Origin of the sequence: Mycobacterium sp., assembly GCF_039583805.1 — a bacterium.
Lineage (GTDB): Bacteria > Actinomycetota > Actinomycetes > Mycobacteriales > Mycobacteriaceae > Mycobacterium.
Genome location: NZ_JAVKSH010000002.1, coordinates 54,593 through 60,592, shown reverse-complemented (window position 1 = coordinate 60,592; position 6,000 = coordinate 54,593). Strand labels below are relative to the sequence as shown.

Below are 6,000 nucleotides of genomic sequence, written 5' to 3'. Positions count from 1 at the left end.
GCGACGAATCAGCGCGCAACGATGCCCTACGGCCGCCACGCGACGATCTCGGTGAGGCCCGTGCCCGGCCGGTTAGATTACCGAGATGGTCCGACCGGCCCAGACAGTCCGCAGCGAGCGCACTCGCGAGGCGCTGCGGCAAGCGGCGCTGGTGCGATTCCTGGCCCAAGGCGTCGAGGACACGTCGGCCGAGCAGATCGCCGCCGACGCCGGGGTGTCTCTGCGGACGTTCTACCGCCACTTCACGTCCAAGCACGACCTGCTGTTCGCCGACTACGACGCAGGGCTGCACTGGTTTCGCGCGGCGCTGAACACACGCCCCCCAGACGAGTCGATCATCGATTCGGTGCGGGCGGCGATCTTCGCCTTCCCCTATGACGTCGAGGCGGTGACGAGGATCGCCGCGCTGCGGTCCGAGGAGCTCGACTCGGGCCGTATCGCACGCCACATTCGCCAGGTCGAGGCCGACTTCGCCGGCGCGGTAGCCGACCGGTTGGCGTGCGGCGGGGCCGCCGTGGCGGCCCGCGACCCGCTGGCGCTCACGGTGGCAGCCCGGTGCGTCGCGGCGGCGGTGTTCGGCGCGATAGAGCTCTGGATGGTGCGCGACGACCGGTCGCTGGCCGAGTTGGCCCGGCTCTGCCACGCCGCGCTGGACGCTCTGCAGCGCGGCATCGTGCACCAATAACCGCCGCTCGCCGCCAGTTTCGTCACAATTGACAAAACGTGCTCCGGCGTGCCAGCCTGCCGGGCAGGGCGAAAGAAGGCTGAGCAGATGGCCGATTATGACGCGATCGTCGTCGGCGCGGGACACAACGGCCTGGCCGCGGCGGTGCTGCTGGCCAAGGCGGGCATGCGAACCCTGTGCCTGGATGCCAAGCGCTACGCCGGCGGGATGGCGTCGACCGTCGAACTGTTCGACGGCTACCGGTTCGAGATCGCCGGCTCGGTGCAGTTCCCGACGGCACAGGTGGTCGTCGACGAATTGGGCCTGGACTCCCTACCGACCGTTGATCTGGAAGTCATGTCGGTTGCGCTACGCAGGGTCGGCGACGAACCGCTGGTGCAGTACAGCGACCCGGTCAAGCTGTTCACCCACCTGGGTGAGGTGCACGGCGCCGACGCGCTGAACGGAATGGCCGGCCTGATGGCCTGGAGCCACGCGCCGACCCGGGCGCTGGGCCGGTTCGAGGCCGGCACGCCTCCGAAGACCATCGACCAGATGTATGCCTGTGCCAGAAATGAATTCGAGCGCTCAGCCATCCACGACATGCTGTTCGGCTCGGCCACCGACGTGTTGGACCGCTACCTCCCGGACCGCGAGAAGCACGGCGCGCTGCGCGGCTCGATGACCGTGCTGGCGGTCAACACCCTCTACCGCGGTCCGGCCACACCGGGCAGTGCCGCCGGGCTCGCCTTCGGCCTGGGTGTTCCGGACGGGGACACGATGCAGATGAAAAAGCTGCGTGGGGGTATCGGCGCGCTCACCGCGCATCTGTGCGGTCTGCTGACCCGCTGCGGCGGCGAATTGCGGTTGCGTACCAAGGTGACCGGGATCCTTCTTGCCGACGCCCGCGTGAGTGGAGTGCGCACCGAGGCCGGGGACACCGTGACCGCACCGATCGTCATCTCCGGGATCGCGCCCGATGTGACGCTCGGCGAGCTGATCGATCCCGTCGCGCTGCCCGCCGACATCCGGCAGCGCTACGCACGCATCGACCACCGCGGCAGCTACCTTCAGATGCATTTCGCGCTGGACGAGGCCCCAAGATTCGCCCCGCCGTATGCCGCACTCAGCGATCCGGCGATGCAGGCCTCGATCGGGCTGTTCTGCACGCCCGAGGAGGTCCAGCAGCAGTGGGAGGACTGCCGGCGCGGGATCGTTCCGGCAGATCCGACGGTGGTGTTGCAGATTCCGTCGCAGAACGACCCGGACTTGGCACCGGAGGGTAGGCACGCCGCATCGGCGTTCGCGTTGTGGTTCCCCATCGAGGGTGGCTTGAACAACACGGCCTACGGCACGGCGAAGGTCGAGATGGGTCGGCGGGTGATCGACAAGATCACCCGCCTGGCGCCGAATTTCGAACGCAGCGTCGTCCGCCACACCACCTTCACACCGCGCCACATGGCCACCATGTTCGGCGCCCCGGGCGGCGACTATTGCCACGGCCTGCTGCATTCGGACCAGATCGAGCCCAATCGGCCGGGCCCGAAAGGCTATGTCGGCCATCCACTTCCGGTTGAAGGGCTGTACCTCGGCAGCGCCGGATGCCATGGCGGGCCGGGCATCACGTTCATCCCCGGGTATAGCGCCGCCGATCAGGCTCTGGCCGACTCATCCTGACGACCAGTGCGCACCCACAGCGGAAATCCTGGTGCGGACGTCGGCCGCAGGTACACGCACGTCTAACCGTCGAGCAGCTCGTCGAGCAGCGCGGTGAACTCGTCGGGACGGTCGGGGGTGAACGCCGGATGAGGCCGGGTACCCGCCACGTCCAGCGTGATCAACGTGGACTTGAACGGCCGCCGGACGTCCAGCGGCAGCCAGCGTCGTAGATCTGAGCTGCCCCAGAGGCGAAACCGGTGCACAAACAGCCCCAGCGGCTGCGCCTGGTAACCGCGAATCTTGCTCAGCGCGATCACCTTCGACGTTCCGGACGGAAAGTGGTAGCGGCGCAGCGTGATCGCCTCGCGATCCAGCTGGACCAGGCCGTCGTCGTAACTGGGCGAGCTCACAGCTTGCGGCACCTCAGCTGGTGGCCGCTCGAGGTGAGGCAGCGGCCGTCCTGCATGTTCCACTTCCACCCGTGCATGTTGCAGGTGAGGGTGTTGGCGTCGATGACACCGAACTTCGACAGGTCGGCCTTCAAATGCGGGCAGCGACGCTGGATTTCCCACCCGCCCAGGGTGATCGATGCGGTGTCGTCGTGGGTTTCGGCGAACCAGCCGTCGGCGTAGGCGATACGCTCGTCGGTCAGGCACTTGAAGAACGTGTACAGGTATTCGTTGTATCCGCCCACCCGCCAGGCCGTGAACCTGGTGGACAGGAAGATCGAGTTCACCCAGTCGCGTTCGTCGTCGCGCAGCACGGTGCGCACCAGCTCCGGCGCAATCGCGAACCCGTAGCGGAACTTCTCGGCGGAAATCGGCTCGCGCACGGCCCGTTTGGGGAAATCGAGCACTACGGTCTCGCTGCCCAGCATGAGTTCGACCGGGTAGCCGATGCCGTCGCACACCTCGTCGCTGCCGAGCATGATCGGCTCGAACAGCATCCTCAGCGGCTCCAGCAGCGATTCACCGGTCGCGGACGCCCAGCTCGCCTTCTCGGCCGCCAGCACCGGCGCCATCCGGGTGGCGTAGTCGGCGATGTACGCGGCTTTGTCGGTGGTGAAGATCGCCTCGACCTGCTCCGCGGGTAGTGGGTGACGCAGTGAATTGCGTTCTGCGCCGGTGAATTCCACAGTCGAACCGGGAATCATCAGCAATCCCCGGTCATGGCCGTGCTTGCGCAGCTGGTCCAGGAAGACCGTCTGGTCGGGGAAGATGTTGGCCGGGTCGCCTTGGTCGTCGTTGAGGTGGCGCAGCTCTGGGTCGAGAAAGCAGGGCGGACCCGCCGACGGGATCACCCAGCCGGCGCCGACCTGGGCGATGTACTGACGGGCGCGGTCCATCTGACGTTGCCGCTTCTGGGTGCCGAACGCGTGCTTGGCGCGCGCGGGGATGTCGTAGACCATCGGGTACCAGATCGCGCCCGAGTACTGCAGCATGTGCACGTCGATGTGGCCGAACTGCGCCAGCACGTCCAGGTCCACCGGCCGGGCGTCGTTCATATTGAAAGCCGTGGTGAGGCCATCGGAGATCACCAGCGCGGAGTCGCCGATCGGGCCGTCGGCGGGAGCCCGCAGCGCGATCACCATGATGTCGAGGTCACCCTTGGGCCCGCTGATCCGGTGTCGCTGCGAATCGGTGGTCTCGAAGAATCGGTGAAACCCAAGCCGTGCCAGCTCATTACGCAGGTCCGGCACCGGAAAGTCCGGCAGCAGCACCACCGCGTCGGTGTTGACGTGCTCGGCCAGCAACCGCGCGTCGAAGTGGTCTTTGTGCAGGTGTGAGACGTAGAGGTAGTCACAGTCGCCCAGGGCGGCCCAGTCCAGGCCGCTGTTGTCCGGGAACGGGAACCACGACCCGAAGTAAGCCGGGTTCACCCACGGGTCGCACAGGACGCTGCCCGCGTGGGTGTCGATCCGAAAACCGGCATGGCCGATGCTGGTGATCTGCACGTATGACCCTCGGTAGCTCGTACGAAGACGCCGACGTCTCCCCGAGCCTAGCGGGCCGGCGCGGCGTCTTCGCCGTGCCGCAGCGGGCTCGGCCGTGGTAGGCCCGGCTGCGGGAACTCTGAGGTCGACGATTCTGTCCGGCTGCTCCCGGAGTCGGCGTTCGACACTAGGGTTTATGCCGTGGAACCCGCATACGCGACCGCCATCAAGCTCGCTCGACTGGCCTGGCGGTTGCAGGGCCTGCGGTTCACCGTCACCGGGGTGGAGCACCTTCCGACGCAGGGCGGCGCCGTCGTCGCGATCAACCACACCAGCTACTTCGACTTCACGTTCGCCGGATTGCCCGCCTACCAGCAGGGTCTTGGGCGCAAAGTGCGGTTCATGGCCAAGCAGGAGGTGTTCGACCACAAGATCACCGGACCGATCATGCGCAGCCTGCGGCACATCCCGGTGGATCGCGGCAGCGGTGCGGCATCGTTCGACGCGGCCGTCGCGATGCTCATCGCCGGTGAGCTGGTCGGCGTCTACCCGGAGGCGACGATCAGCCGCAGCTTCGAGATCAAGGAGTTCAAGTCCGGCGCGGCCCGGATGGCGATCGCAGCCGGTGTGCCGATAATCCCGCATATCGTGTGGGGCGCCCAGCGGATCTGGACCAAGGATCACCCCAAGAAGCTGTGGCGCCCGAAGGTACCGATCGCGGTGGCGGTCGGCGACCCGATTCCGCCGACGCTGCCCGCGCCGGAGCTGACGGCGCTGCTGCACTCCCGGATGCAGCATCTGCTGGAACGGGTGCAGGACAGTTACGGGCCGCACCCGGCCGGCGAGTTCTGGGTGCCGCACCGGCTCGGGGGCGGGGCACCGTCGCCGGCGCAGGCCGCCCGGCTGGACGCCGAGGAAGCCGACCGCCGCGCGGCCGCCCGCGCGGCCCGCCGGCGAACCGATTCGGCAGGCCCACCGGAGTAGCCGCCGTGGAGCCGGTCTTCCGTGCGCTGGAGATCACCGCACAACTCGTGGTCAAGGCTGTGGGCAGCCGGATCACCTATCTGGGGTTGCACCACATTCCGGGCCATGGCGGCGCCGTGATCGCCGTCAACCACACCAGCTACGTCGACTTTCTGCCCGCCGGGCTGGCGATGCATCGCCGAGGGCGCCGTATGCGGTTCATGATCAAGGCCGAAATGCAACAGGTGAAGCCGGTGAACTTCCTGATCAGGCATACCAAGACCATTCCGGTGAACCGGGGGTCCGGTGCCCGCGCCTACCAGGTGGCCGTCCAGCGACTGTGTGAGGGCGAGATCGTCGGCGTCTACCCGGAGGCGACGATCAGCCGCAGCTTCGAGCTCAAGGAATTCAAGACCGGGGCGGCCCGGATGGCGCTGGAGGCCCGGGTGCCGATCGTTCCCCTGATCGTGTGGGGCGCGCACCGCATCTGGACGAAAGACCACCCCCGAAACCTCGGCCGCGCGAAGATCCCGATCACGGTGGCCGCCGGTCCGCAGTTGCCGCCGTCCGGGGACGTCGACGCGCTGGAAACCCGGCTGCGGGAGGAGATGTCGGCGGTGCTGCACCGGGTCCAGGAGGCCTACCCGCATCCCGCGGGTGCCTACTGGGTGCCGCGGCGGCTCGGCGGCGGCGCACCTACGATGGCGGAAGCCACAGCACTTGAGGAGGCTGAGGTCGCCGAGCGGGCCCGCCGGCGCACGGCCCACGGTCCGTGAAACGG

General features: G+C 67.7%; 6 protein-coding genes. 4 read left to right on the top strand and 2 right to left on the bottom strand.

The genetic code is table 11. From position 1 onward, the window contains the following. The first annotated feature begins 85 nt into the window (after positions 1 to 85). The gene (locus tag ABDW21_RS00505; RefSeq protein WP_343709921.1) at positions 86 to 685 is read left to right on the top strand and encodes a TetR/AcrR family transcriptional regulator; all 600 of its coding nucleotides are present in this window, start codon (positions 86 to 88) and stop codon (positions 683 to 685) included. Between the two features lie 87 nt (positions 686 to 772). Next, positions 773 to 2,341 carry an NAD(P)/FAD-dependent oxidoreductase gene (locus tag ABDW21_RS00500; protein ID WP_343709920.1) on the top strand — a complete coding sequence of 523 codons (1,569 nt, stop codon included), beginning with the start codon at positions 773 to 775 and terminating at the stop codon, positions 2,339 to 2,341. A 62-nt stretch (positions 2,342 to 2,403) separates the two neighbouring features. Here the strand turns inward: ABDW21_RS00500 and ABDW21_RS00495 are convergent, their stop codons facing one another. Together ABDW21_RS00495 and ABDW21_RS00490 are read right to left on the bottom strand one after the other, a co-directional pair. Then, positions 2,404 to 2,733, bottom strand: coding sequence for a hypothetical protein (locus ABDW21_RS00495; protein WP_343600571.1), 330 nt, complete (start codon positions 2,731 to 2,733; stop codon positions 2,404 to 2,406). Beyond that, entirely contained in the window at positions 2,730 to 4,277 is a 1,548-nt protein-coding gene (locus tag ABDW21_RS00490; protein WP_343709919.1) for an MBL fold metallo-hydrolase, read from the bottom strand. The genes ABDW21_RS00495 and ABDW21_RS00490 overlap by 4 nt, the downstream gene beginning before the upstream one ends. Before the next feature lie 180 nt (positions 4,278 to 4,457). Between ABDW21_RS00490 and ABDW21_RS00485 the strand changes: the two genes are divergently transcribed. After that, a complete protein-coding gene (locus ABDW21_RS00485) occupies positions 4,458 to 5,240 on the top strand; it encodes a 1-acyl-sn-glycerol-3-phosphate acyltransferase (RefSeq protein ID WP_343600569.1) in 783 nt (260 codons plus the stop codon). A gap of 5 nt (positions 5,241 to 5,245) precedes the next feature. Continuing rightward, the gene (locus tag ABDW21_RS00480; RefSeq protein WP_343709918.1) at positions 5,246 to 5,995 is read left to right on the top strand and encodes a lysophospholipid acyltransferase family protein; all 750 of its coding nucleotides are present in this window, start codon (positions 5,246 to 5,248) and stop codon (positions 5,993 to 5,995) included. Positions 5,996 to 6,000 lie beyond the last annotated feature (5 nt).